Source organism: Massilia hydrophila (assembly GCF_020208145.1).
Taxonomy (GTDB): Bacteria; Pseudomonadota; Gammaproteobacteria; order Burkholderiales; family Burkholderiaceae_D; genus Telluria; species Telluria hydrophila.
The window spans coordinates 191857-218239 of the sequence record NZ_JAHYBX010000002.1 but is presented as its reverse complement, the minus strand read 5'-3'; the positions used below and the strand labels follow the sequence as shown (position 1 = coordinate 218239).

18 protein-coding genes are annotated in these 26383 nt (G+C 63.9%); 15 read left to right on the top strand and 3 right to left on the bottom strand.

What is annotated here, in order from left to right:
- The first annotated feature begins 97 nt into the window (after positions 1-97).
- From LE190_RS08080 to LE190_RS08055, 6 genes are all read left to right on the top strand, one after another.
- Entirely contained in the window at positions 98-3670 is a 3573-nt protein-coding gene (locus LE190_RS08080) for an indolepyruvate ferredoxin oxidoreductase family protein (protein ID WP_225238245.1), read from the top strand.
- A gap of 177 nt (positions 3671-3847) precedes the next feature.
- Complete coding sequence (gene icmF, locus LE190_RS08075) at positions 3848-7135, top strand: fused isobutyryl-CoA mutase/GTPase IcmF (RefSeq protein ID WP_225238244.1); 3288 nt, start codon at positions 3848-3850, stop codon at positions 7133-7135.
- Between the two features lie 149 nt (positions 7136-7284).
- A complete protein-coding gene (locus LE190_RS08070; RefSeq protein WP_225238243.1) occupies positions 7285-7587 on the top strand; it encodes a hypothetical protein in 303 nt (100 codons plus the stop codon).
- A 229-nt stretch (positions 7588-7816) separates the two neighbouring features.
- Positions 7817-10594, top strand: a complete 2778-nt coding sequence (gene prsT / locus LE190_RS08065; protein ID WP_225238242.1) for an XrtA/PEP-CTERM system TPR-repeat protein PrsT — start codon at positions 7817-7819, stop codon at positions 10592-10594.
- 60 nt (positions 10595-10654) lie between these two features.
- A complete protein-coding gene (locus LE190_RS08060; protein ID WP_225238241.1) occupies positions 10655-11524 on the top strand; it encodes a PEP-CTERM/exosortase system-associated acyltransferase in 870 nt (289 codons plus the stop codon).
- 28 nt (positions 11525-11552) lie between these two features.
- Positions 11553-12416, top strand: a complete 864-nt coding sequence (locus tag LE190_RS08055) for a PEP-CTERM/exosortase system-associated acyltransferase (protein ID WP_225238240.1) — start codon at positions 11553-11555, stop codon at positions 12414-12416.
- Here LE190_RS08055 and LE190_RS08050 read toward each other — a convergent pair.
- Positions 12409-13236 carry a ThiF family adenylyltransferase gene (locus LE190_RS08050; RefSeq protein ID WP_225238239.1) on the bottom strand — a complete coding sequence of 276 codons (828 nt, stop codon included), beginning with the start codon at positions 13234-13236 and terminating at the stop codon, positions 12409-12411. The genes LE190_RS08055 and LE190_RS08050 overlap by 8 nt on opposite strands.
- Positions 13237-13483: 247 nt before the next feature.
- Between LE190_RS08050 and LE190_RS08045 the strand changes: the two genes are divergently transcribed.
- Positions 13484-14353 (top strand): PEP-CTERM sorting domain-containing protein, encoded by an 870-nt coding sequence (locus LE190_RS08045; protein ID WP_225238238.1) that lies wholly within the window; start codon positions 13484-13486, stop codon positions 14351-14353.
- A 226-nt stretch (positions 14354-14579) separates the two neighbouring features.
- Here LE190_RS08045 and LE190_RS08040 read toward each other — a convergent pair whose 3' ends face one another.
- Both LE190_RS08040 and LE190_RS08035 read right to left on the bottom strand, forming a co-directional pair.
- Positions 14580-15191 carry an XrtA/PEP-CTERM system exopolysaccharide export protein gene (locus LE190_RS08040; protein WP_224943760.1) on the bottom strand — a complete coding sequence of 204 codons (612 nt, stop codon included), beginning with the start codon at positions 15189-15191 and terminating at the stop codon, positions 14580-14582.
- Positions 15192-15324: 133 nt separating this feature from the next.
- Positions 15325-15942, bottom strand: coding sequence for a S1 family peptidase (locus tag LE190_RS08035; RefSeq protein WP_225238237.1), 618 nt, complete (start codon positions 15940-15942; stop codon positions 15325-15327).
- Between the two features lie 551 nt (positions 15943-16493).
- Here LE190_RS08035 and LE190_RS08030 point away from each other — a divergent pair.
- The 8 genes from LE190_RS08030 to xrtA are packed head-to-tail and all read left to right on the top strand — an operon-like array spanning position 16494 to position 26383.
- Positions 16494-18026, top strand: a complete 1533-nt coding sequence (locus LE190_RS08030; protein WP_225238236.1) for an XrtA system polysaccharide chain length determinant — start codon at positions 16494-16496, stop codon at positions 18024-18026.
- Between the two features lie 18 nt (positions 18027-18044).
- Entirely contained in the window at positions 18045-19016 is a 972-nt protein-coding gene (locus tag LE190_RS08025; RefSeq protein WP_225238235.1) for an XrtA-associated tyrosine autokinase, read from the top strand.
- A complete protein-coding gene (locus LE190_RS08020; RefSeq protein ID WP_225238234.1) occupies positions 18997-20583 on the top strand; it encodes a TIGR03016 family PEP-CTERM system-associated outer membrane protein in 1587 nt (528 codons plus the stop codon). The genes LE190_RS08025 and LE190_RS08020 overlap by 20 nt, the downstream gene beginning before the upstream one ends.
- A gap of 14 nt (positions 20584-20597) precedes the next feature.
- Positions 20598-21629, top strand: a complete 1032-nt coding sequence (locus LE190_RS08015; RefSeq protein ID WP_224943711.1) for an XrtA/PEP-CTERM system-associated ATPase — start codon at positions 20598-20600, stop codon at positions 21627-21629.
- Positions 21626-22510, top strand: a complete 885-nt coding sequence (locus LE190_RS08010) for an XrtA system polysaccharide deacetylase (protein ID WP_225238233.1) — start codon at positions 21626-21628, stop codon at positions 22508-22510. Before LE190_RS08015 ends, LE190_RS08010 begins: the two co-directional genes overlap by 4 nt.
- Before the next feature lie 19 nt (positions 22511-22529).
- Positions 22530-23627 carry a FemAB family XrtA/PEP-CTERM system-associated protein gene (locus LE190_RS08005; protein ID WP_225238232.1) on the top strand — a complete coding sequence of 366 codons (1098 nt, stop codon included), beginning with the start codon at positions 22530-22532 and terminating at the stop codon, positions 23625-23627.
- A gap of 3 nt (positions 23628-23630) precedes the next feature.
- On the top strand, positions 23631-24824 hold the full coding sequence (locus LE190_RS08000) for a TIGR03087 family PEP-CTERM/XrtA system glycosyltransferase (RefSeq protein ID WP_225238231.1): 1194 nt from the start codon (positions 23631-23633) through the stop codon (positions 24822-24824).
- Positions 24815-26383 (top strand): exosortase A, encoded by a 1569-nt coding sequence (gene xrtA / locus LE190_RS07995; RefSeq protein WP_225238230.1) that lies wholly within the window; start codon positions 24815-24817, stop codon positions 26381-26383. The genes LE190_RS08000 and xrtA overlap by 10 nt, the downstream gene beginning before the upstream one ends.

Sequence of the window (26383 nt, the reverse complement as noted above, 5' to 3'; positions counted from 1 at the left end):
CCCCGCTCGGCTAAATCCCTACACTCCACGCGGTCAAAAAGCGCCCTCGCCTACCCGGCTGGCGGCGCCGTAGCACGAACCACATAATGGAGACCCTATGCCAGATACCGTCACGCCACAAGCGGCGACGCCGGACGTTTCGTCCCGCCCCGTTTCTTCAGCCTTGAATTCGGTCACCCTCGATGACAAGTACACCGCCAGGACCGGCAACATCTTCCTGTCCGGCATCCAGGCCCTGGTGCGCCTGCCGATGATCCAGCGCGAGCGCGACGCCGCCGCCGGCCTGAATACCGCCGGCTTCGTGTCCGGCTACCGCGGTTCGCCGCTCGGCGGCCTCGACGAGACCCTGTGGAAGGCCAAGGGCCACCTCGAAGCGAACAAGGTGCAGTTCGTGCCGGGCGTGAACGAAGACCTGGCTGCGACCGCCGTCTGGGGCACCCAGACCGTCGACCTGATCGGACCAAGCAAGTATGACGGCGTATTCGCCATGTGGTACGGCAAGGGCCCGGGCGTGGACCGCTGCGGCGACGTCTTCAAGCACATGAACCATGCCGGAACCAGCAAACACGGTGGCGTGCTGCTGGTGGCCGGCGACGACCACGGCGCCTATTCGTCGACCCTGCCGCACCAGTCCGACCATATCTTCTCGGCCTGCATGATCCCGGTGCTCTACCCCTGCAACGTGCAGGAATACCTGGACCTGGGCGTGCACGGCTGGGCCATGTCGCGCTACTCGGGCTGCGCGGTGGCGTTCAAGGCCCTGGCCGACACGGTCGAATCGAGCGCCTCGGTCGACGCCAATCCCTTCCGTGTCGAGGTCAAGTATCCGAAGGACTTCGTGATGCCGGAAGGCGGGCTGAACACGAAACTGTCGTCCGTTCCGCTGGGCCAGCAGGCGCGCGCCCAGGAAGCGCTGATGCAGGACTACAAGATCTACGCGGCCCTGGCCTACGCGCGCGAGAACAAGCTCAATCGCACCACCATCGACAGCCCGAACGCCAAACTCGGCATCATCGCCTCGGGCAAGTCCTACCTGGACGTGTTGGAAGCGCTGGAAGAACTGGGCATCGACGAAGCGATGGCCGGGAAGGTCGGCCTGCGCCTGTACAAGGTGGCGATGATCTGGCCGCTGGAACCGGAAGGCGTGCGCGAATTCGCGCAAGGGCTGGAAGAGATCCTGGTGGTCGAAGAAAAGCGCCAGGTCGTCGAGTACCAGCTAAAGGAACAGCTGTACAACTGGCGCGACGACGTGCGTCCGCACATCGTCGGCAAGTTCGACGACAAGGGCGAATGGGTGGCGCCGCGCGGCGACTGGCTGCTGCCGCCGAAAGCCGACTTCTCAGTGGCGCAGGTAGCGCGCGTGATCGCAGGCCGCATCGCGCGCCTGGTCCAGGACGAAGCGACGCGTGACCTGATCAAGGCGCGTTTGAGCTTCCTGGAAGCCAAGGACGCCGTGCTTGCCAAGGCGATCACCACGCCGTTCCGCCCAGCGTTTTATTGCTCCGGCTGCCCGCACAATACCTCGACCAAGGTGCCGGACGGCTCCTTCGCGCTGGCCGGCATCGGCTGCCACGTGATGGCGACCTCGATCTACCCTTCGATGAACAAGCTGACTACCCACATGGGCGGCGAAGGCACGCCCTGGATCGGCCAGGCCGCGTTCTCCAAGGTGCCGCACGTGTTCCAGAACCTGGGCGACGGCACCTACTTCCACTCGGGCTACCTGGCGATCCGCGCGGCGGTGGCGGCCAGGGTCAACATCACCTATAAAATCCTGTACAACGACGCGGTCGCGATGACCGGCGGCCAGCCGGTGGACGGCCAGACCTCGGTGCCGATGATCGCCCAGCAGATGGCGGCCGAGGGCGTGAAGCGCATCGCGCTCGTCACCGAAGACCTGTCGCGCTACGCCGACCGCTCCAACCTGCCGGCCATGGTCACCCTGCACGACCGCAAGCAGATGGACGACGTCCAGCGCGAACTGCGCGAACTGCCGGGCGTCACGGTCATCATCTACGACCAGACCTGCGCCGCCGAGAAGCGCCGCCGCCGCAAGAAAGGCGAGTTCCCCGACCCGAACCAGCGCATGGTGATCAACGAAGCCGTGTGCGAAGGCTGCGGCGACTGCGGCATCCAGTCGAACTGCGTCTCGATCCTGCCGAAGGAAACGGAATTCGGCCGCAAGCGCCAGATCGACCAGTCCTCGTGCAACAAGGATTACTCGTGCGCGAAAGGCTTCTGCCCGAGTTTCGTGACCGTCGAAGGCGGCACGCTCAAGAAGAGCAAGGCCGGCGTGTCGAAACAAGGCGCCGATGACGGCTGGGGCCTGCTTCCCGAGCCGACGCTGCCGAGCGTCGAGCATCCGTACAACATCCTGATCAACGGCATCGGCGGCACTGGCGTGATCACCGTCGGCGCCTTGATGGGCATGGCCGCCCACCTGGAAGGCAAGGGCGCCTCGGTGCTGGACATGACCGGCATGAGCCAGAAGAACGGTTCCGTCACCTCGCACGTGAAGATCGCCGCCACCCCGGACCGCCTGCGCGCGCAGCGCATCGCCACCGGCGAAGCGGACCTGATCCTGGGCTGCGACATTCTCACCACCGGCGCCGCCGATGCGGTCTCCAAGATGCGTCCGGGCCGCACCCTGGCCATCGTCAACCTGCACGAGCAGCCGACCGGCACCTTTGCGCAGCAGCGCGACTGGGAATTCCCGCTTGAGGACGTGCGCGCGCTGATCCTGGAAGCCGTGGGCGGCGAGTCGGGCGCCGATTTCGTCGACGCCACCAGGCTGGCCACCGCGCTGATGGGCGATTCGATCGCGACCAATTTGTTCCTGATGGGTTACGCCTGGCAGAAGGGCCGCATCCCGCTGTCGGAAGCCGCCCTGCTGCGCGCGATCGAACTGAACGGCGTGGCCGTCGCTTCCAACAAGATGAGCTTCCTGTGGGGCCGCCGCGCCGCCGTCGACTTCAAGCGCGTCGAGAAGCAGGCTACCCCAAGCCAGACCGTCGTGATCCAGATGCCGCAAAGCCTGGACAGCGTCATCAAGAAGCGCGTCCAGCACCTGACGGGCTACCAGGACGCCGCCTACGCGGCCGTCTATGAAAACCTGGTGAAACGCGTGCGCGAGCTTGAGACCGCGAAAGGCCTGGGCAACAAGCTGTCGATGGCAGTGGCGAAGAATTACGCCAAGCTGATGGCCTACAAGGACGAGTACGAAGTGGCGCGCCTGTACACCGACGGCCGCTTCGTCGAACAGCTCAAGACCCAGTTCGAAGGCGACTTCTCCCTGAAATTCAACCTGGCGCCGCCGATGTTCGCGAAAAAGGACGCCAAGGGCCACATGGTCAAGGCGCAGTACGGCTCGTGGATGTTCGGCGCCTTCAGGCTGCTGGCGAAGATGAAGGGCCTGCGTGGCGGCGCCTTCGATGTCTTCGGCAAGACCGCCGAGCGCAAGATGGAGCGCGCCCTGATCGTGGAATACCGCGAGATGGTCGAAGCCCTGGTCGCGCAACTCGATGCGGGCAACCATGCGCAGGCGGTCGAACTGGCCGCGCTGCCGGAACAGATCCGCGGCTTCGGCCACGTGAAGGAAAAGGCCGTGTCAGAGTTCCGTGCACGCAAGGCGGAGCTGCTGTCCGGCAACGTCAAAAAGCGCGCTGCGTAATCGTAGGGTGGGCGGGTCTCCCGCCCACGCGTTCAGTCAATGCATGCGTAGATTGAACGCGTGGGCGGTCAAGCCGCCCACCCTACGAAGCCATCGTGCCTGGCTTGACGTTAACGTTAACGTCATATACCGTACCGAGATACCTCCTGTCCTCCCGATTCCCAAGGACCCACACCCATGAACGACATCACCCCCGCCACCAAACTCGACCTGCCGGAGCAGCCGAAGCTGGCCAACAAGGTGCGCTTCGTCACCGCCGCCTCGCTGTTCGACGGCCATGACGCCTCGATCAACATCATGCGCCGCATCCTGCAGTCGAACGGCGCCGAAGTGATCCACCTCGGCCACAACCGCTCGGTCGACGAAGTCGTCACCGCGGCCCTTTCCGAAGACGTGCAGGGCATCGCCATCTCGAGCTACCAGGGCGGCCACGTCGAATACTTCAAATACATGATCGACCTGCTGCGCCAGCGCGGCGGCGCCCACATCAAGGTGTTCGGCGGCGGCGGCGGTGTGATCGTCCCGAGCGAGATCGAGGAACTGCACGCTTACGGCGTCACCCGCATCTTCAGCCCGGAAGACGGCCAGCGCATGGGCCTGGTCGGCATGATCCGTTCGATGCTGGAAGCCTGCGACGTCGACCTGTCGTCATACGCCCCCACCTCGATCGAGGCGCTGCAGCAGGGCGAGATCGCCGATCGCCACCGCCCGCTGGCCCAGCTGATCACCGCGCTGGAGAACGGCAAGGCCGACCCGGAACTGCGCAAGCGGATCGTGGAAGCCGCCGATACCGTCAAGGCGCCAGTCCTCGGCATCACCGGCACCGGCGGCGCGGGCAAATCCTCGCTGACCGATGAACTGATCCGCCGCATTCGTCTCGACCAGGGCGACCGCCTCAATATCGCCGTCGTCTCGATCGACCCGTCGCGCCGCAAGTCGGGCGGCGCGCTGCTGGGCGACCGCATCCGCATGAACGCGATCAACCCGTGGAATGGGCAAGCGCGCGTGTTCATGCGCTCGCTCGCCACCCGCGAAGCCGGTTCGGAGATCTCGCAAGCCCTGCCGGACGTGATCGCCGCCTGCAAGGTGGCCGGCTTCGACCTGGTGATCGTCGAGACTTCGGGCATCGGCCAGGGCGACGCCGCCATTGTGCCGCATGTCGACACTTCGATGTATGTGATGACCCCGGAATTCGGCGCCGCCTCACAGCTCGAGAAGATCGACATGCTCGACTTCGCGGACTTCATCGCCATTAATAAATTCGACCGCAAGGGCGCCCAGGATGCGCTGCGCGACGTCTCCAAACAGTACCAGCGCAACCGCGAACTGTGGAGCCGCCAGCCCGACGAGATGCCGGTGTACGGCACCCAGGCTTCGCGCTTCAACGACGACGGCGTCACCGCCCTGTACCACGGCCTGCTGCCGAAACTGGCCGAGCTGGGCCTGCAGGTGGAGCCAAGCCGCCTGGCTGCGCCGTCGCAAAAATACTCGAGCGGCAAGAACGTGATCGTTCCCCCGGCGCGCGCCCGTTACCTAGCCGAGATCGCCGATACCGTGCGCGGCTACCACCGCAACGTGCGCAAGCAGGTGCAGCTCGCCCGCGAGCGCCAGCAGCTGAGCGAGGCCAAGCGCATGCTGGCCGCCGCCAACCGTGACGTGGTATTGGACGACCTGATCACCGAGCGTGACAACGCCATGGAAGGCGGCGCGAAAAAACTGCTGGCCATGTGGCCCGACATGCAGGCCGCCTATGCGGGCGACGACTACGTCGTGAAAATCCGCGACAAGGAAATCCGTACCCGGCTGGTAGCCAAGACCCTGTCGGGCAACCCGATCCGCAAGGTCGCCCTGCCGAAGTTCGAGGACCACGGCGAAGTCCTGCGCTTCCTGATGCTGGAAAACGTGCCGGGCTCCTTCCCGTACACGGCCGGCGTGTTCGCTTTCAAACGCGAAGGCGAAGACCCGACCCGCATGTTCGCCGGTGAAGGCGACGCCTTCCGCACCAACAAGCGCTTCAAGCTGGTCTCGACCGGCATGGACGCGAAGCGCTTGTCGACAGCCTTCGACTCGGTGACCCTGTACGGCGCCGATCCGGCCCTGCGTCCGGACATCTACGGCAAGGTCGGCAACTCGGGCGTGTCGATCGCGACCCTGGACGACATGAAGGTCCTGTACGACGGTTTCGACCTGTGCAGCCCGTCGACCTCGGTCTCGATGACCATCAACGGTCCGGCCCCGACCATCCTGGCGATGTTCATGAACACCGCCATCGACCAGCAGATCGACAAGTTCGTGCTTGATAACCATCGCCAGCCGACCGACGATGAAGCGCAAAAGATCAAGGACTGGGTCCTGATGAACGTGCGCGGCACCGTGCAGGCCGACATCCTGAAAGAAGACCAGGGCCAGAACACCTGCATCTTCAGCACCGAGTTCTCGCTGAAGGTGATGGGCGACATCCAGGAATATTTCGTCCACCACCAGGTGCGCAATTTCTACTCCGTGTCGATCTCGGGCTACCACATCGCCGAAGCGGGCGCGAACCCGATCTCGCAGCTGGCGTTTACCCTGTCGAACGGCTTCACGTTCGTGGAAGCCTACCTGGCGCGCGGCATGCACATCGACGACTTCGCGCCGAACCTGTCGTTCTTCTTCTCGAACGGCATGGATCCGGAATACACGGTGCTGGGCCGCGTGGCGCGCCGCATCTGGGCCGTCGCCATGCGCGACAAGTACGGCGCCAACGAGCGTAGCCAGAAGCTGAAGTACCACATCCAGACCTCGGGCCGCTCGCTGCACGCGCAGGAGATCGACTTCAACGACATCCGTACCACGCTGCAGGCCCTGATCGCGATCTACGACAACTGCAACTCCCTGCACACCAACGCCTACGACGAAGCGATCACCACGCCGACCGACGAATCCGTCCGTCGCGCGCTGGCGATCCAGCTGATCATCAACCGCGAATGGGGCCTGGCGAAGAACGAGAACCCGAACCAGGGTTCCTTCATCATCGACGAGCTGACCGACCTGGTCGAAGAGCAGGTAATGCAGGAGTTCGAGCGCATCGCCGAGCGCGGCGGCGTGCTGGGTGCGATGGAAACCGGCTACCAGCGCGGCAAGATCCAGGAAGAGTCGATGCTGTACGAGCACCAGAAGCATGACGGCACCCTGCCGATCATCGGCGTGAACACCTTCCGCAACCCGAACGGCGCCGGCGCACCGGCGACGATCGAGCTGGCCCGCTCCACCGACGACGAAAAGCAGTCGCAGCTGACCCGCCTGGAAGACTTCCACACGCGTAATGCCGATCGGGCCCCTGCCGCGCTGGCTGCCCTGCAGCAGGCAGCGATCGACAACGAGAACGTGTTCGCCAAGCTGATGGACGCCGTGCGCGTCTGCTCGCTGGGCCAGATCACGACCGCGCTGTTCGAGGTCGGCGGGCAGTATCGCCGCAATATGTAAGTCCAGCGCCGCCCGCGTCCAGTCATTACGCGGGCGGCGTGGTTTTTCTCGGGAACGGGTTCCTGCGCTTGCCCTTCCTGTCCAATCCCGTGGCCATCCTGCGCCTCGCTGCCCTAGAATAAGGGCGCCGATGCCCATGGAGTCAATGCATGCCGATCCAGCCCCATCAACTTGCCGCCCTGATGCGGGAAGTCGAACAGGAAGACCCGATCGACTTCGCCGACCTGCCCTTTCCTGAAGATGCGCTGCGCGAGCTGGTCGCTACCCACCTGTGCGAAATGGCAGGCGCCATGGAAAACTTCAGTACCGAAGACCGGTTGATGACCTTGCTGGCCGTCTCGGCCAAACTGGTCCTTGAGAATCTGGTGCTGCACGTGCAACTGCTGCGGCGCCATGGCTTGCCGGTCGGCGACAACGTCGAAGCCCTGCTCAGCCGCCTGCGAAAATCCTGATCCACGCTGCGTGGTGGCTGCAAATCGCCGCCAACGGCTGTTATCTTTCCCCAAATCAACACTTTACATGCTTCCGCTCGCACAATAGCAACAGAGAAACGCAATTTGCGCGTACGGTTCAGCAGAGAGGGTTTCCAGCGTATCCCTTAGAGTATTATTAACAGTGGGGCAACTTCGCTTGCACCCAAAATTATTCTATACGCAAGCGCCTTCATCAAAGGGAAAGACAATGCCGGTTACTCTAACCAAGAAACAACTTGCTGTTGCCATCGTTTCCAGTACCATCCTGCTCAGTGCAGGCATGGCCGGCTGCAGCCGCTCACAGAGTGCGGAAGAACTGATTGCGGAAGCACAGCAATATGAAAAAAAAGGCGACCGCAAAGCAGCACTGATCCAGCTCAAGAACGCCGTCGCCCAGAACCCGGATAACGCCGAGGCGCGCCTGCGACTGGGCACCCTGCATCTGGCGCTCGGCGACGCGCTTTCCGCGGACAAGGAACTCCGCAAGGCGCTCAGTCTCGGTGCCGCTGCCGACAAGACTTTGCCTGCGCTGGCCCAGTCGATGATGATGCAAGCAAAGTTCCAGGAAATCATCGACGAAATCACGCCCGAGAAAGCCAAGGGATCGGCCGAACTGCTGTCCCGCCGCGGCGATGCCTTCCTCGGACTGGGCGAACGCGACAAGGCCAAGGAAGCCTATGAAGCCGCGCTGGCGATCAATCAGAATTCCGGCGATGCCCTGGTCGGCATGGCGCGCCATGCGATTCTCAGCAATGACCTGGCTGGCGCCGAACGCCTGATGGACGAAGCGTCCACCCGCGATCCGAACAACGCGGAAGTGTGGATGATGAAGGGCAATATGCTGCGCAGCGTCGGCAAGCCGAAGGAAGCCCTGGCCGCCTATGACAAGACACTGGCGATCAATCCCGGCCATCGCAGCGCCCATGTTGAAAAAGCCTATATCCACATCGGCGACAAGAATCTTGCCGCCGCCAAGGCCGAACTCGACGCTGCCAAGAAAAACTGGGGCGGCGACCTGAACGTCACCTATGCCCAGGCCCTGCTCAACTACACGGAAGGCAAGCATGGTGATGCGCGGGACCTGTTGCAGAAGATCCTGAAGGTCGCTCCTGGACACCTGCCGAGTCTGCTGTTGGCAGGCGCGGTCGAAATGAACCTGGGCGGTAACAAACAGGCCGAACAGCACCTGCGCAAGTACCTGGAAGCGGCGCCGAACAATATCTATGCCCGCAAGCTGCTGGCCCAGGTGCTGCTGAAGTCGGGCCAGCCGGACGACGCGGCCGCCGTGCTGGCGCCTGCGATGAAAGATACCAAGGACCCGCAACTGCTGGCGCTGACGGGCCAGTCCTACCTGCAGTCGCGCGACTTCGCCAAGGCCTCGGCCTACCTGGAGCAGGCCAGTGCGCTGGCGCCGGGCGCGGCCAGCATCCGTACCTCGCTCGGCCTGTCGCAAATGGCCCAAGGCAACATGGACAAGGCGATCGGCGAACTGGAGCAGGCCGCCACGCTTGATCCGAAATCCGCGGATGCCGGCTTTGCCCTGGTCCAGGCGGAAATGCGTCGTGGCCAGTTCGACAAGGCGCTGGCCGCCGTCCAGTCACTCGAGAAAGCCCAGCCGAACAACCCGGCCGTGCAGAACGTGAAGGGTGGCGTCTACCTCGGCAAGAAGGACATCAAGAACGCACGCGCCAGCTTCGAAAAGGCCGTCGCGCTGAACCCGACCTTCTTCCCCGCCGTGGCGAACCTGGCGCGGCTCGACCTGGCAGAGAAGAATCCTGGCGCGGCAAAGAAGCGCTTCGAGGCCATGCTGGCAAAGGACAAGAAGAACATCGATGCAATGAGCGCGCTGGCGGCGCTGGAACTGCAGGCTGGTCGTCCGCAAGGCGCGACCACCTGGCTGGAAAAAGCGCAGTCGGAGAATCCGGAAGCCGTCGGCCCGGCCGCCAACCTCGGCGTGCACTACCTGCGTAACAAGCAGGCCGACAAGGCCCTCGCCCTGGCGCGCAAGATGATCGCCGTGAATCCATCCAGCCCGGAACTGCTGGACCTGATGGGCCAGGCGCAGATTGCCACCAAGGACTATACCGGGGCCCGTGAATCCTACGGTAAGCTGGCTGCCGTGTTGCCGAAGTCGCCCATGGTACAGATGCGCCTGGCTGCGGCCAACATGCTGACCAAGAATGATGCGGCCGCGAGCGAAAACCTGAAACGCGCGCTGGCGCTCGATCCGAAGTTCGTGCAGGCGCGCCTGGCCCAGGTCGAACTGGCGATGCGTGCCGGTAAACCGGACGAAGCCATGGCGCTTGCCCGCCAGCTGCAGAAGGATGAGCCGAAATCGCATCTCGGCTTCCAGATGGAAGCGGAAATACTGCTGGCCCAGAAAAAGACGGAGCCGGCCCTGGCGGCCTATGAAAAAGCCTATGCCTTGAGCAAGGCACCGGTGCACCTGATCAAGATCAGCGAAATCCTGAAGCAGAGCGGCAAGGAAGCGGAAGCCCAGGCGCGCCTGGCGAAGTACCATGCGGCCAACCCGAACGACCAGATGGTCGGCATGCTGGTTGCGGACAGCTACCTCGCCAAGCGCCAGTTCAAGCAGGCCATCGGCAGCCTGGAAGGCATGCTCAAGGCCAGCCCGGACAATGCCGCCGCGCTCAACAACCTGGCCTGGGCCTACCAGCAGGAAAAGGATGCACGCGCCCTGCCGACCGCCGAGCGGGCTTACAAGCTGGCGAGCGACAATCCGGCCGTCATGGATACGCTGGGCTGGATCCTGGTGGAGAAAGGAGAAACCGCACGCGGCGTGGAGTTGCTGCGCAAGGCGACCGCCAGCGCGCCGGACGCGCAGGACATCCGCTTCCACCTGGCGGCCGGGCTGGCCAAGGCCGGCGACAAGGCGAATGCGCGCAAGGAGCTTGAAAAGAGCCTCGCTTCGGGCAAGCCTTTCGCCTCCATGGAAGAAGCCAAGGCCTTGATGGGCCAGCTGTAAGTCTTGTGGCGGCGGCCACTGGCCGCCGCCATCCCGCCACGGCTGCCCTGGTAGCTGACCATGACCACTGTTACCCAACAAGGCTACGACCCCATGCCAGCTGGTTTCTTCACACGGCTTGCCGCGCGATTGCAGGGCAAGCGGGATGTGCTGATTCCCTATTTTTACTTTCAGAAGGTATTGAAGGGAAATATGGAATCCGAGGTGCTCAGGCAGATCTACAAATTGCGGTATGACGTGTATTGCCTAGAGCGACATTATCTCGATGCCACTGAATTCGAGGATGGACAGGAAACGGACGCCTATGACGACTGCGCCACCCACTTTGCCGCCTACACCCTCGACAAGGACATGATCGGCACGGTACGCCTGGTCCAGCCGCACCCTGGCCAGCCCTATCCGTTCGAGACGCACTGCGCGCCTTTTCCGGGATTCGATTATCCTCCTCGGGACCATGCCGCCGAGATCTCGCGCCTGGTGGTCAAGAAGACCTACCGGCGGCGTCGTGGCGACTCGATGGAGGGTATTTCGCAGGATTTCGTGGAAAAAGGCAGCACGAAGACGATTAAGCCGCGTTCAACCGTGCGGCGCGACAAGCGCGGCAATAGTCCGCTATTATTGCTCGGCATGTACCGTGAGATGTACCGCCACAGCCGCCAGAACGGTATCCGCTACTGGTATGCCGCGATGGAAAGGTCGTTGGCACGCTCGCTCGACAAGATGGGGTTCAGGTTTGTACCGATCGGACCGCAGGTCGATTACTACGGTCCAGTCACTCCCCACATGGCGGACCTCGATGAATTGCTCGAGCGTTTACGATTAGAAAACAAGTTCCTGGCAGCCTGGTTCAACGACGAACCAATTCCATTCTGGATCATGGCCAAGACCATGGTCGCCAGCTATATGGAGGGCCGTTTCAGGAAAAAATAACGGGGTCCAACACTGGACGAAATTACTGATGGACAATGGAAAAGCACGCGTCGATCCAGACGCCTTCCTGTCCCGCGTAGAGTTCGGGGCACACCAGGAAACAGTCGACCACGTCAACCGCAAGATCTTCCGGGCCTACCGCGGTGGCAATAGCGGTGCCGTGCCGGGTGATATTTTCAGGCTGAGGCACCAGATATATTGCCTGGAATGCGCCTTTCTTCAGCCCGAACAGTCCGTGGACGGCATGGAGTTCGACGACTACGACGACGTCTCCACCCACTTCGCCGCCTTTACCATGGATGAAAAGCTGGTCGGCGCCGTGCGCCTGGTCCAGCCGCAGGCACCCAAGCCCTACCCTTTCGAACTGCATTGCGAAGTCTTCAGCGATTTCGACATGCCCGACCGTGGGCAGTCGGCCGAGATTTCGCGCCTCGTGGTCAAGAAGACCCACCGGCGCCGGCGTGCCGACAGCGTGCTGGGGATTCCCGGTCTCATGGGCCACAGCGAAACGCCGCCCCCCTTCGACCCGGCGGTCGACCGGCGCGACCGCAGCTCACCGATGCTGCTGCTGGGGATGTACCGTGAAATGTTTCGGCACAGCCAGTCGCATGGCATCCGCTTCTGGTACGCCGCAATGGAACGCTCGCTCGCGCACGCCCTGAAGAAAATGGGTTTCCGCTTCATGGCGATCGGTCCGGAAGCGAATTACTATGGTGCGGTCACGCCCTACGTGCTGGACCTGCATGACCTGAGCCGCAAGCTCAACCAGAGCAACCCGACCCTGGCGGCCTGGTTCAACGAGAAGCCGCCCGTGGTCGAGCACAGCCACCCGTCCCGCCTGCATGTGGTGCGCAAGCGGGAACTGGGCGAGGTACCGGTCGATCTCAACTAGCGATATTGACCATCTTCGTCACGTGATTGCGGAAGCTGTGGATCACCATCTGCGGCGCCGCCGGCACCTCCATTCCCGCCAGCACGTCGTGCATCATCGCCATCGCCAGTGCCGCCACCGAGAAGCTGCCGACGGCGATCTGTGAGGCCGGGCAGGCGGTGCCGTCTTCCATGATCGTCAGGGCCTTGGCCACCTCTTCCATGACCTGGCGGTCAAGATGGGCACCGATACGCCCCATCACACGCTGGAACACCGCCGTATAGCTGAGATTGCCTTCAGCGGCGGCCGCCTCCACGTCGCGTTGCAGGATGGCCGGCAAGGAATTGCCGCCACCCGGCGGAAAATACATCACGCCTGCGCCAAAACCGATGTTCATGGCAGTGAAGATGGGCTTGCCCTGGGCAGCCGCATTGCCATGCAGGGCCAGCACCGCCTCCAGGTCCACGAAATCGATGGTGTCGAAGATCAGGTCGACGCTGCCGACCAGGCCGGCGGCATTGTCCTTGTCGAGCATGGCGACATGGATCTCCACGTTCGCCTCCGGATTGATGCGCAGGATCTGCTTCTTGAGCGCCTCCACCTTTGGCGTGCCGATGTCGTCGAAATCGAAGAACTGCCGGTTCAGGTTGTGGGCATCGACGGTGTCGCCATCGATGAGCACGAAATGCTGGAAGCCGGTGCGGGCAGCGCAGATCGCCGTGCTACTGCCCAGCCCGCAACCCGCGAACAGGAGACGGGCGTTGCTTACCTTGTTTTGGGTGTCGGCGGCAATGTAGCCCTTGTTTCGCGTAACAAAAGTGTCGTAATTGAAAGTGGTCATTGGCAAGTCTCAGTCGGTGAACGTGCAGGTATCGTAGTGCAATTTCCCCTAAAACGCGATGCTTGTGTGCGCTATCTCACTGTCGGTAAGCCTTACATGTTGAAAATATGAAAGACACAATTTTAATATTGCTAACAAGAATGTGAAATAAGATCAACGACTTAGCGCTCTTCCTTTAGAGCTGGCACGACTCCTGCTATAGACCTAGGTGTCGGAGTCCTGTCAACAACTTGTGAGGAATGATCAAATGAACATGAAGAAAATCTCGGGAATCGTCGCTGGTGTTGCCCTGGCCGCAGGCCTGTCCGCTCCAGCCAGCGCAGTGACCCTGGTTGCAGGTGACCTGAAAATCACCATCAACGCCTTTGACGCCGGTACCATTCGCTACGGTGACACTACTGGCGTGAAGTGCACCAGCGTCGCAGCCTGCAATGCCGTGCCTGGCATCCAGCAAGCGCCGAACAGCCAGTCTGGCGAAGATACCTGGGGTATTTTCTCGGTCCAAAGTATCAGCCGCGTGTCCGATGGCAGCCTGATCTTTACCGCTGGCCAGAATGGCGAGTACATGACCGGCATGTTTGGCGGCATCCGCGATACCTACGTCGAAGTCACCGGCTCCCTCACGCCGCAGACCCTGGCGCTCGGCACCGGCGGCTGGCTGAACATGTACCTGACCGGCCAGAACTACAACAGCTCCTACGGTCCGGACGGCCGCATCGGCGATCAGGGCTACACGGGCATTACCGATATTCCTGGTACCCTGGCCCTGTCGGCCGTGTTTGGCGAGGGCGTGCTGGGTGGATTCCCTGAGTACACCTACACCACCTCCTACGCCAACAACACCATTTCGGGCGGCAGCCAGGCTTACCTGGATGTGACCGGTGGCTCGTGGGCCCGCATGTTCGACACCAACATGCAGTTTGACCCGAACGGCATGGCACACGACATGTTCCTGAAGGTCACCTACGGCCAGACCGGCCAGTCGGCAGAAGCCGGCTGGACCGTCGACGCCAGCGGCGACGTGATGGCCAAGGTGCCGGAACCTGGTTCGCTGGCCCTGCTGGGCCTGGGCTTCGCCGGCCTGGCTGGCCTGCGCCGCCGCCGCGCTGCCAAGTAATCGACCGCTGCCCTCCGCCCGGTGTGGAAGGCAGGTCACCGGCAAATGGCCGGTATCCGCAAGGGTACCGGCCATTTGTCTTTCTACTGTCTTTTTATACGCTTGCCACAGCCTGCTGCTTCGGACCAGTTCGGACCAGTTCGGACCAAACAGAAAACGGCTGGCCAGGCATCCGCGAAGATGCCTGCTCCAGCCGCTTGCTTTGCTCAGTAAGAAAGCTTAGCGCTTAGAAGAAACTCTCTGGAATTACCAGGACGTCGCCAGGACGCATGGACAGGTTGGCGGAGATGTCGCCATCCTTGATCAAGTCGTCGAGGCGCACCTGCATCTTCTGCTGCTTGCCGTCCACCGTCCGGATGATGCTGGCGCGATTACCGGCCGCGAATTCGGTCACGCCGCCTACCGCGATGAGCACATCCATCAAGGACATGTCTTTACGGTAGGGCAGCGCCTGCGGACGTGCCGCCTGTCCGATGACCCGGATCTGCTCGCTGTAGTTGCCGACAAAATTCGACACCACGACGGTCACCACTGGCTGCTGGATGAACTTGGCGAGCGCCGCTTCGATATCGCGCGCCAGCTGGGTCGAGGTCTTGCCCGCAGCCGGCAGGTCTTCGACCAGCGGCGTGGTGATCTTGCCATCGGGGCGCACCGGTACCGCCATCGACACTTCCGGATTACGCCATACGATGATGTTGATGCTGTCGCCCGGTCCGATCAGGTATTCCGGATTGACGGCCGCCGTGTCGACGACCGGCGAAGGTGGGGTAGCGCAGCCGCCTAGTGCGAACAGGCAACCGACGGCGACAGCCTGGGCTGTCCGCTTAATCTTGTGCATGGTTTTCGAGCTCACTTCAAAGTCCCCTGGTTTTAGCTGGCGGCAGCCCGTTTTCCGGCCACTGCTGGCTACTACATTATCGAGCCTATCTTTATATCATAGCACTTCGGCAACCTCGTGCACCGTTGAAATACTATGGGCTTCTTTGCAACAGACTACGCACATAACGCACCGGAATCGCATAGGTGATCCCGCTCGGATTGCTGACGGCGCCCTCTTTCAAGCCCTTGAGGAACACCATATTGATGACGCCGACCACCGCCCCACCCTCCGGCCGGTACAGGGGGCTGCCGCTGTTGCCCGGGTAGGCGGTGCCGTCCAGCTGGAAGATGTCGAAAGCGTCGCGCTGGAGTTGGTTGATGGCGCGCGGATCGAGCTGGCGCGAACTGGCCGATGGGCGCACGGCCGGGACGATCGCCGCGAGCGTGGCGCGGTGCGTCGCGGCGTGCAGGCCAAGGCGCATGCCAAGCGGGTAGCCGGTGAAGGCAAGCAGCTGGCCCTCGGCCACCGTATCGTCCTCGTCGAGCGCGAGGGCCGGCAATGGCGGTCCCGCCAGGCGCAAATGCGCCAGGTCGTGCTCGCGGTCCAGCCCAGCCAGGCGTGCAGGACGAAAGCTGAAGCTATCGGGCCCGGTGCTGACGACGATCCCGATCTCCTCCATGCGTGCAGCATCGAGCCGTTCCGGGATGACATGGGCATTCGTAATCACGCTCAAGCCGTCCCCAACGACAAAACCAGTGCCAACGAACACCGTCGCAGGTTGCCGTGTCTTGAGGTGCGTCCCAACTCCGACGACCGAAGGCTTGATACGGCTCACACTTCCTGGCAGCGGGTCGGCTGTCGCCACGGTAGCGCTGCCCGCACATGCTAGTGTGATGAAACTGATGCCTGTCAGGCGGACCAGCCAGGCCCATGAGCACCGCTTCAAGCTGATTTGATGAACATCCAATTGTGTGGCCTCTTTTGCATCTTCAACATTAAAATAGGAATTTGATTAGAGGCAATAGTTGTTATAGAACAATGCACTGCAGTGTCAAACCTCAAGCGCATGTTGAACTAATGTTATGCAACAAACTTCTATTTGTTGCAATATTGTAACTAAATTCTTCGTTTCGAAGCAATTTTTGTAGCAAAATTGTTGTTGTTAAGGATTTAGTGTTGCAGGCTCCGCTTTTTTCGTGGCGTCGCCTGTACATTTTTCCACCCGCAATTGCAATTGCTTAGTCAACAAGCGATCATGCAGTTTGTTTAATTGATCGATGGGCTTGCGCTAGCGCAAGTTGTTAAGGCGAGATTCAAGACATGGCAGAAATCACAGCCGCACTCCTTACCTTTTTAAAGGCAATTGGAAAATACCGCTGGCATGCGGTCGTCATTACCTGGGTCGTGGCCATCGTCGGCTGGGCAGTCGTGCTCAAGCTGCCGAACCAGTACGAAGCATCGGCCCGTGTTTACGTCGACACCCAGACCATCCTCAAACCGCTGCTGTCGGGCATGACCACCGTGCCCAACGTCAACCAGCAGGTGATGTTCATGCGCAGGACCCTGCTCAGCCGTCCGAACGTCGAGCGGGTAATGCGCATGGTCGACCTCGACGTCAAGGCCACCACCGCCAAGGAACAGGAAGAACTGGTGAGCGAGGTCACGTCCCGCATCAAGCTCAGCGGTACCGAACGGGACGACATCTACACCATCAGCTACACCGCCAACGATCCGAAGCTGGGCAAGGACGTGGTCCAGGCCTTCCTGCAGATCTTCGTCGAAGGCAGCTTCGGCGGCAAGAAACAGGATTCGGACAAGGCTGTCCAGTTCATCGACGACCAGATCCGCAACTATGAAGAGAAGCTAGCGGCGGCCGAGAATAGCCTGAAGGAATTCAAGATCCGCAACGCGGGCCTGCTGCCCTCGAGCGGCGGCGGCGACTTCACCACGCGCCTGATGAGCGCCACCGAGTCGCTCAACAGCGCGCGCCTGGAACTGGCCGAAGCCGAGCAGGCGCGCAACGCGATCCGCCGCCGCATCTCGGGCCGCTCGTCGCCTGGCGATGGCGCTCCGATCGTCGCCAACCCGGAACTCGATGCCCGTATCGCCGCCGTCACCAAGACCCTGGACAGCCTGCGCACCCAGTACACCGAGGCCCACCCGGACATCGTCGCCAATGCGCGCCTGCTCGACCAGCTGATCGAGCGCCGCAAGACCGAGGCCAAGAACCCCAGGGCCAGCGCCGATCCGGGCGCCGGCTACAGCCCCATGCTGCAGCAGCTGAACGTGGCGCTGGCCGACGCCGAAGCGCGCGTGGCTTCGCTGCAGGCCAGGGTGTCCGAGCATTCGATGCGGGTGGAGCAACTGCGCTCCCGCAGCGAGCAGGCGCCGGAAGTCGAGGCCCAGCTGGCCCAGCTCAACCGCGACTACGAAGTCAACCGCGAGAACCACCAGAAACTGCTGGCGCGCCGCGAATCGGCCAAGCTGTCGGGCGACCTGTCGTCGGTGACCGACATGCTGACCTTCCGCGTCATCGACCCGCCAACCGCGCCCACCGTGCCGTCCGGCCCGAACCGGCTGCGCCTGTTCTCGCTGGTGTTCGTGTTCGCGCTGGTCGCCGGCCTGGCCGCCGCATTCCTGATGAGCCAGGTACGTCCGACCTTCCTCAGCCGCGCGGCGCTGCAGGAAGCGAGCGGGCTGCCGATCCTCGGTTCGATCAGCATGAACTGGACCAGCGAACAGACCATCCGCCGCAAGCGCCGCCTGTACGCGCTCGGCACCGCCATGCTGCTGCTGCTCGGCCTTTACGGTGCGGGCGTCGCGGCCATCCTGGCGCGTCCCGCCGGCATGTAACGAATACAAGGAGCAGACGTGAGCATTATCGAAAAAGCGGCACGCCGCATCGACCTGGAACGCGCCCAAGCCGTCGTTCCGGCCAAGGCCGATGCCGATACCGGCATCGAAGTCCTCCCACCTGCGGCAAGCGTGGCGCCAACCCACGCCGCCCCGGAGCCAGTCCAACCCGCGGCGGCTGCAACGACTGCAGCGGCTGCACCTGCGCCCACGCCGGACCTGGCGCAGCCGGCGCCAGCCGACGCTCCTTCCGCGCGTGTCGTCACGCGCAAGGTCGAACTCGACTTGGGCAAGATGCGCGACATGGGCATGGTCACCGCCGCCGGCGGCCGCACCGCGCTGGTGGAAGACTTCCGCATCATCAAGCGCCCGCTGCTCAAGCGCGCGTTCGCGGACAGGGCCGAAGGCGCCAACCCGGGAAACCTGATCATGCTGACCAGTTCGCTACCGGGCGAAGGCAAGACCTATTGCGCGATCAACCTGGCGATGAGCATCGCCATGGAACTCGACCACACCGTCCTGCTGGTCGACGCCGACGTGGCGCGCCCCTCGGTGCTGCGCACGCTCGGCCTGCCGGCCCAGCGCGGCCTGATGGACCTGCTGGTGGACGACAAGCTCGACATGTCCGACGTCCTGCTGCGCACCAACGTCGACACCCTCAGCATCCTGGCCGCCGGCACCAGCACACCGCGCGCCACCGAACTTCTGGCCAGCTCGTCCATGGCAAACCTGGTGCACGAGATCGCCTACCGCTACCCGGACCGGATCGTCATCTTCGACTCGCCGCCGCTGCTGCTGACCAGCGAGGCGCGCGCCCTGGCCAGCCACATGGGCCAGATCGTCGTGGTGGTGGAAGCCCAGAAGACGACCCAGCACGCCGTCAGCGAAGCGCTGCGCCAGCTGGAAGGCTACACCAACGTGAATCTCATCTATAACAAGACCAGGGACATCCCGGGCATCGAAGAAACGTATGACTACAACTATGGGTGAACCGGTGGGCATGCGCAATGTACGCCTGTCTCGCCTGCCGCGCATGGCACCGCTCGCGCTGGCGGCGATGCTGCTGGCCTCGGAATGCCAGGCCGACTGGCGCGTCGTGCCGTCCGTTACCTTGACCGGGCGTTATACCGACAATTTCTGGCTCGAGAGCGACGCGTCGAAACAGTCGCAGTTCGTTACCGAACTGGCGCCCTCGCTGGCCTTCCACGGCCAGGGGCCGCGCCTGGTCCTCGACGGCCGGGCGCGCTGGCGCCACTTCAACTACCGCGACGACGGCCTGCGCCGCACGCTCGACCACAGCTTCGACTATGCGGTGTCCGGACGCGGTACCGTGATCAAGGATATGTTCTTCGTCGATGCGAGCCTAAGCCGCTCGCCACAGAACATCTCCGCCTTCGGCCCGCTGGTCGAGGATGCGCCCTACCTGGCGGAAAACCGCACCAACATCCAGACCTGGCGTGTCAGTCCGTATCTGCAGCACCGTTTCGGGCAGACGGCATCGCTGATGGTGCGCTATGCGCGCGACCGCGTGTCGGGCGGCGCCCGCGCCGGTTTCGCCAACAGCAACGGCGACAGCATTACCGCCAACCTGGCCAGTGGCAGCGCATTCGGCAAGGTGGGCTGGGGCCTGAGCTACGTGCGCCAGGACCTCGAGGACAGGTTCGGTGGCGAGCGCCGTTCCGAGATGACGACCGGGAACCTGCGCTACGCGCTGACCAACCGCTTTGCCCTGACCGCCAGCGTGGGCTACGACAGCTACGATTTCGATGGCCTGGGTGCCGACAGCGGGGGACGCAACTGGTCGGCCGGCTTCGACTGGAGGCCTTCACAGCGCACCCAGCTCAATGCCTCGATCGGACGCCACTTCTATGGCCAGACCGGCGCCCTGTCGCTGCTGCACCGCAGCCGGCGCACGGTCTGGAACGTCAGTTACGACGATGGCATCACGACCTCGCGCCAGCAGTTCCTGCTGCCGGCCGCGATCGATACCGCCGCCATGCTGGACCGCCTGTTCTCGGGCACGATCAAGGATCCGCTGCTGCGCCAGCAGGTGGTCGAGGCCTATATCCGCGACAACGGCCTGCCGGCCAGCCTGACCGACAACATCAACTTCCTGAGCAACCGCTACTTCCGCCAGAAGACCTTGCTGGGATCGGTGGCATACCGTATGCCGCGCAGTAATGCCGTGCTGTCCGTGTACAAGAACGAACGCATTGCCCTGTCGAGCCAGCAGACCGACAGCGACCTGCTGGGCAGCCAGTTCAGCCGCCTGAACGACAACGTCCGCCAGCATGGCGTCAATGCCAGCCTGGACTACCGGCTCAACTCGCGTACCAGTGCCGTGGCCTCGGCCGGCTGGAGCAAGAGCCGCTCGATCAGCACTGAACTCGACAATAACCGACGCAACTTCCGGGTAGGACTGGCACGCCAGCTGGGCCGCGATGTGCGCGCAACGCTCGACCTGCGCCGCAAGACCGGCACCCGCGGCTTCTTCAGTGCGAACACCGCGCCGTACGAGGAGAACTCCATTTCCGCCAGCCTGTCCGCCCAGTTTTAAGGAGCCAGCAAGCGATGTATGAATCTTATTACGGGCTGTCCGCCAAGCCCTTCCAGCTGCGCCCGGACCCGCATTTCTTCTTCGGGTCCAAGGGCCACAAGCGCGCCATGGCCTACCTCGAGTACGGCCTGTCGCAGGGCGAGGGCTTCATCGTCATCACGGGCGAAGTCGGCGCCGGCAAGACCACGCTGGTGCGCAACCTGCTCAACAAGATCCCGCTCGACCAGATCGTCGCCGCCCACATCGTCAACACCAGCCTCGATCCGGAAGACACGCTGCGCATGGTGGTCTCGGCCTTCGGCCTGCCCTTCGAGGGTGCCAGCAAGGCCGAGCTGCTGAACCGCCTGGAGCAGTTCCTGCGCGGCGTCGACCGCCAAGGCAAGCGCGCACTGCTGGTGATCGACGAAGCCCAGAACCTGAACGCGCGCACGGTCGAGGAACTGCGCATGCTGTCGAACTTCCAGACCGACGACCGCTCGCTGCTGCAGACCTTCCTGCTCGGCCAGCCGGAATTCCGCTCGACCCTGCACAGCCCCGGCATGCAGCAGCTGCGCCAGCGCGTGATCGCCAGCTACCATCTGGGGCCGATGGATGCGCAGGAGACCCGCGCCTACATCGAGCACCGCATGGCCACGGTGGGCTGGAAGGGCGACCCTTCGCTCGACGACGGCGCCTACGCGGCCGTGTATGCCTACAGCGGCGGCATTCCGCGCAAGACCAACACGCTGATGGACCGGGTGCTCCTGATGGGCTACCTGGAAGAGCTGCACGCGTTTTCCGAAGCCGACATCGGCGAAGTGGTGCGCGACATCTCCGAAGAATTCGAACTGCCCGAGGCGATGGGGGAACCCGATCCGGCCGCCGCCCTCGCGCACGGCGAAGCGGGCGGTGCCGAACACCGCGGCGAACGGCGCGCCAGTGTCGAGCTGCTGGACGAGCGCATGATGCGCCTCGAGAAGTCGATCGTTTCGGTGCTGTCGATCCTGAAAAAAATCGTCGCCACGCCCCAGGGCGCGGCGGCCCAGCACGTGGATGGCCAGGAATGAAACTCTACGCTCCCGCACCGCGTCCCGCGCCCGCGCCGGGACAGCGTATTCACAATGCCATGACCTGCGACGTCGAAGACTACTTCCAGGTCTCGGCTTTCGCCCCCTACATCGACCGCGCCTCCTGGCCCAGCCGGGAGTGCCGCGTCGAAGCCAACATCGAGCGCATCCTTGCGATCTTCGAGCGCCACGGCGTGAAGGCCACCTTCTTCACCCTCGGCTGGATCGCCGAGCGCTATCCGGCGATGGTGCGCCGGATCGTGGCCGCCGGCCATGAACTGGCCAGCCACGGCTACGGACACCTGCGCGCCTCCGACCAGGACCGCGCCGAATTCGACAACGACATCCGCTCCAGCAAGGCGCTGCTGGAAGACATCGGCGGCCAGGCCGTGCTGGGCTACCGCGCGCCGAGCTTCTCGATCGGCCATGCCAACCTGTGGGCGCTGGAAGCCTTGCACGAAGCGGGCTACCGCTACAGCTCGAGCATCTACCCGATCGCCCACGACCACTACGGCATGCCGGATGCACCGCGCTTCGCCTTCTACCCGCACGGCCCGGACGGCCTGCTGGAAGTGCCGATCACCACCGTGAACATGCTGGGCCGGAACCTGCCGGCCGGTGGCGGCGGCTACTTCCGCCTGCTGCCTTACGCCCTGTCGCGCTGGATGATGCAGAAGGTGAACCGCGAGGACCGCCAGCCCGCCCTGTTCTATTTCCACCCGTGGGAAGTCGACCCCGGCCAGCCGCGCCCCGAGGGCCTGGACGCCAAGTCGCGTTTCCGCCACTACGTCAACATCGAACGCATGGAAGGCCGCCTGGAACAGCTGGCGCGCGACTTCGCGTGGGACCGCATGGACCGCATCTTCCTGGACCCGAAATAACCGTCACCCGAACGCACCCATGAACTCGATCATCGAAGCCTCGCAAGCCAGGCGCGCCGCACCGGCGCCGGCCGCCGGCCCCCAGACGCTGCACCTGCTGCAGCCGCAGGAACGCGCCCGCTGGGATGCCTTTGTCCGGGCCTGCCCGGACGCCACCTTCTTCCACCTGTCGGGCTGGCAGCGGGTCATCGAGGCATCCTTCGGCATCAAGACCTGGTTCTATTACGTGCAGCAGGACGGCCAGATCCAGGGCGTGCTGCCGCTGGCGCAAATCAAGAGCCGCCTGTTCGGCCATTCGCTCGGCGCCATGCCCTTCTGCGTGTACGGCGGCGTAGCCGCCATCGACGACGGCGCGCGCCGCCTGCTCGACGAAGCCGCCGACAAGCTGGCACGCGAACTGGGGGTGGGCCACCTCGAATACCGCGGCATGCAGCGCGCCCACCCGGACGATCCGAGCTGGCATACCAAGGAACTGTACGTCACCTTCCGCAAGGAGATTTCGAGCGACGACGAGGCCAACCTGAACGCCATCCCGCGCAAGCAGCGCGCCATGGTGCGCAAGGGGATCAAGCTGGGCCTGAAGGGTGTCGTGGAAGACAACGTCGACCGCATGTTCGAGGCCTATGCCAACAGCGTGCTGCGCCTGGGTACCCCGGTGTTCCCGAAAAAATACTTCGCCCTGCTGCAGCAGGTCTTCGGCGACGAGTGCGAGGTCCGCAGCATCTACACGAGCGACGACCGGCTGGTGGCCTCGGTGCTGTCCTTCTACTGGCGCGACGAGGTCGTGCCCTACTACGGCGGCGGCATGGACCTGGCGCGCGAAGTGGCGGGCAACGACTTCATGTACTGGAACCTGATGCAGGCAGCCGCCGCGCGTGGGTGCCGTATCTTCGACTATGGCCGCAGCAAGCTGGGCACAGGCGCCTACGACTTCAAGAAGAACTGGGGCTTCACCGCCACGCCGCTGCCCTATGAATACAAGCTGTATGGTGCCGACCAGCTGCCGGACAACAATCCGCTGAATCCGAAGTACCAGCTGTTCATCAAGATGTGGAAGAAGCTGCCGCTGCCGGTGGCGAACTTCCTCGGCCCCTACATCGTGCGCAACCTGGGATAAGACGTGGAAGACCTGCTGCTCCTGATCCACCGGATCCCCTACCCGCCCAACAAGGGCGACAAGATCCGCTCCTATCACCTGCTCAAGCACCTGGCGCGCGACTACCGGGTGCACCTGGCCACCTTCGTGGACGACCCGGACGACTGGCAGCATGTGCCGACCGTCGAGAAGATGTGCGCGAGCAGCCATTTCGCGGCCCTGAACCCGCTGCTGGCCCGCGTGCGCAGCATGAAGGCCCTGGTCAGGAACCGTTCTCTCTCGCTCGACTACTACCGCGACGCCGGCCTGGCGCGCTGGGTCGACCAGACCGTCGCCGCGCACGGCATCCAGCGCGTGCTGGTGTTCTCCTCGGCGATGGCGCAGTACGCCGACAAATACCCGAACGCGCGCCGCGTGGTCGATTTCTGCGACGTCGACTCGGACAAGTGGCGCCAGTACGCCGACAAGAAATCCTGGCCCATGAGCTGGCTGTACCGCCATGAGGCGCGCCAGCTGCTGTCCTACGAGCGCCAGGTGGCGCGCGAATATGACGCCTCGCTGTTCGTGTCGGCGCCGGAGGCCGACCTGTTCCGCCAGCTGGCGCCGGAAAGCGACGCCCGCATCGGCTTCTTCAGCAACGGGGTCGATACCGATTACTTCTCGCCCGCCGCTGCCGGTCCCTCTCCGTTCAAGGAAGGCGAACAGGCCATCGTGTTCACCGGCGCCATGGACTACTGGCCGAACGTGGATGCGGTGCAGTGGTTCGCGCTTGACGTGATGCCGCTGCTGCGCAAGCGTTTCCCAGAACTGCGCTTCTACATCGTCGGCGCCCGCCCGGCCCCGTCGGTGCTGGAACTGGCCAAGCAGCCGAACATCGTGGTCACCGGCACCGTGCCGGACGTGCGCCCCTACATCGCGCATGCGCGCTGCGCGGTGGCGCCGCTGCGCATCGCGCGTGGCATCCAGAACAAGGTGCTGGAAGCGATGGCGATGGCCACCCCGGTGGTGGTGTCGCCGCAGGCGCTGGAAGGCATCGAGGCCGAACCAGGCCGCGAGCTGGTGCTGGCCCAGGACGCGGCCGGCTTCACCGACGCCGTGGCCGCCCTGCTGGCGCGCAGCGACAACGAGATGGGCCTGGCCGCGCGCGCCAGGGTCGAACGCAAATATAGCTGGCCGAGCAACCTGGCCTGCATCGGGGAGCGACTGGAATGCATCTGACACCGCCACCCGGCCTGGCCCGGGTCAATGTGAACGTTCCCGCGGCGCCGCTGCGTGCGAACTACCTGCCGCTGGCACTAGCCCTGCTGGCGCCCTTCCTGCTGTACTTCTCCACCGCCGCCTCGATGGTGGCGATCTGGAACAGCTCCGAGACCTTCGCCCACGGCTATGTGATCCTGCCGATCAGCCTGGCCCTGATCTGGCGCCAGCGCGCCTGGTTCGCGCAGCTGCCCGCGCGCCCCTGGGCGCCGGGCCTGGTGCTGCTGGCCGGCGCCGGCGCCGTCTGGCTGGCCGGCCGCATGGGCGACGTGCAGGTAGTGATGCAATATGCCTTCGTGTCGATGTTCCCGCTGGCGGCCCTGACCCTGCTCGGACCGCGCCTGGCCTCGAAGTTCACCTTCCCGCTGCTGTTCCTGCTGTTCGCCGTGCCCTTCGGCGAGATCTTCGTTGCGCCCCTCATCAACTACACGGCCGACTTCACCGTGTGGGCGGTACAGGCTTCCGGCATCCCGGTGCTGCGTAACGGCAACCGCTTCGAACTGCCCACCGGCAGCTGGTCGGTGGTGGAAGCCTGCAGCGGCATCCGCTACCTGATCTCCTCGATCACGCTGGGCTGCCTGTACGCCTATCTCACCTACCGGTCCAACCGCCGCCGCCTGGTGTTCATTGGCCTGTCGATCGTGGTGCCGATCGTCGCCAACTGGCTGCGCGCCTACGGCATCGTCATGACCGGCCACCTGAGCGGCATGGAGCTGGCCACCGGCGTCGACCACCTGGTCTACGGCTGGGTGTTCTTCGGCCTGATCATGTTCATCATGTTCTGGATCGGCAGCTACTGGCGCGAGGACGAGCAGACGCCGGCCGAAGCCGCCGCCGCCGCCGCACCCGTGGCGCACGAAGCGGGTAGCGCCAGCCGCGCCGCTTCGCTGGTCCCGATGGCAGTCGCAGTGGTGGCCCTGGCCGCCGTCTGGCCCGCCTTCGCCGCCTTCAACGACCGCGCCAACCACAATCCGCAGCCGGTGGCGCTGACCGAGCCGGGCGTTGCCTGGGCCCCGGGCAGCGGCTTCGCCGACTGGGAAGTGCACTACATGGAGCCGGACGCGCGCCTGATGCGCGTGTACCAGGCGCCGGACGGCCGCCCGGTGCAGCTGCAGCTGCTGTACTACCGCAACCAGAGCAAGCAGAAAGGCCTGATCAGCTCCGTCAACCGCCTGGCCGGCGAGAAGTCGCCGTGGCACGCGGTCAGCTCTTCGCTGCGCACCGAACAGGCGAACGGACGCACGCTGGCCCTGCGCGAGACGGTGCTGAACGGCCCTGGCAGCCCGCTGCTGGTGTGGCAGCTGATGTGGGTCGACGGCCAGTACACCGCCAGCAACGTGGCCGGCAAGCTGCGCCAGGCCCAGGGCAAGCTGCTGTTCCGCGGCGACGACGGCGCCCTGGTGGCGCTGGCGGCGCCGGCCGGCGACGGCCGCGACGCGGCGCGCGCCGCGTTGCGCGCCTTCGTGATGCAGAACTTCGGCGCCGTGGACGCGGCCCTGGTGGCGGCGCGGGGACGTTGA

What these genes read in the sequence shown, in the direction of transcription:
- LE190_RS08080 (WP_225238245.1), top strand. Translation starts at nt 98, where the DNA reads ATGCCAGATACCGTCACGCCACAAGCGGCGACGCCGGACGTTTCGTCC.
- icmF (WP_225238244.1), top strand. Translation starts at nt 3,848, where the DNA reads ATGAACGACATCACCCCCGCCACCAAACTCGACCTGCCGGAGCAGCCG.
- LE190_RS08070 (WP_225238243.1), top strand. Translation starts at nt 7,285, where the DNA reads ATGCCGATCCAGCCCCATCAACTTGCCGCCCTGATGCGGGAAGTCGAA.
- prsT (WP_225238242.1), top strand. Translation starts at nt 7,817, where the DNA reads ATGCCGGTTACTCTAACCAAGAAACAACTTGCTGTTGCCATCGTTTCC.
- LE190_RS08060 (WP_225238241.1), top strand. Translation starts at nt 10,655, where the DNA reads ATGACCACTGTTACCCAACAAGGCTACGACCCCATGCCAGCTGGTTTC.
- LE190_RS08055 (WP_225238240.1), top strand. Translation starts at nt 11,553, where the DNA reads ATGGACAATGGAAAAGCACGCGTCGATCCAGACGCCTTCCTGTCCCGC.
- LE190_RS08050 (WP_225238239.1), bottom strand. Translation starts at nt 13,236, where the DNA reads ATGACCACTTTCAATTACGACACTTTTGTTACGCGAAACAAGGGCTAC.
- LE190_RS08045 (WP_225238238.1), top strand. Translation starts at nt 13,484, where the DNA reads ATGAACATGAAGAAAATCTCGGGAATCGTCGCTGGTGTTGCCCTGGCC.
- LE190_RS08040 (WP_224943760.1), bottom strand. Translation starts at nt 15,191, where the DNA reads ATGCACAAGATTAAGCGGACAGCCCAGGCTGTCGCCGTCGGTTGCCTG.
- LE190_RS08030 (WP_225238236.1), top strand. Translation starts at nt 16,494, where the DNA reads ATGGCAGAAATCACAGCCGCACTCCTTACCTTTTTAAAGGCAATTGGA.
- LE190_RS08020 (WP_225238234.1), top strand. Translation starts at nt 18,997, where the DNA reads ATGACTACAACTATGGGTGAACCGGTGGGCATGCGCAATGTACGCCTG.
- LE190_RS08015 (WP_224943711.1), top strand. Translation starts at nt 20,598, where the DNA reads ATGTATGAATCTTATTACGGGCTGTCCGCCAAGCCCTTCCAGCTGCGC.
- LE190_RS08010 (WP_225238233.1), top strand. Translation starts at nt 21,626, where the DNA reads ATGAAACTCTACGCTCCCGCACCGCGTCCCGCGCCCGCGCCGGGACAG.
- LE190_RS08005 (WP_225238232.1), top strand. Translation starts at nt 22,530, where the DNA reads ATGAACTCGATCATCGAAGCCTCGCAAGCCAGGCGCGCCGCACCGGCG.
- xrtA (WP_225238230.1), top strand. Translation starts at nt 24,815, where the DNA reads ATGCATCTGACACCGCCACCCGGCCTGGCCCGGGTCAATGTGAACGTT.